1 protein-coding gene is annotated in these 258 nt (G+C 58.9%); it reads left to right on the forward strand.

What is annotated here, in order from left to right; all coding sequences use genetic code 11:
• On the forward strand, positions 1-258 hold a 258-nt coding region (locus AF337_RS24560; protein WP_342028450.1), incomplete at both ends, for a LysR substrate-binding domain-containing protein.

Genomic DNA, 258 nt, shown 5'->3' on the forward strand with positions numbered 1-258 from the left:
GTGTCACCCTTACCGAAGCCGGCGCGCTTTATTTCAACCAGACCAGGCAGATGCTCGAAGGGCTCGACGAAGTGGAAGCGTCGATCGGCAATGTCACGGTCGCGCCGCGCGGAACGCTCAAATTCAGTGCTCCCGTGTGGGCGGCCAGTTCAGGCTTTGTCGATATCCTGGCCGAATACAACCAGCGTTATCCGGATGTCAGCCTGGATATGGATCTGAGCGGCCGGATCGCCAATCTGGTCGAGGAAGGCTTTGACC

The sequence above is a fragment of the Rhizobium ecuadorense genome (assembly GCF_001187535.1).
Taxonomy (GTDB): domain Bacteria; phylum Pseudomonadota; class Alphaproteobacteria; order Rhizobiales; family Rhizobiaceae; genus Rhizobium; species Rhizobium ecuadorense.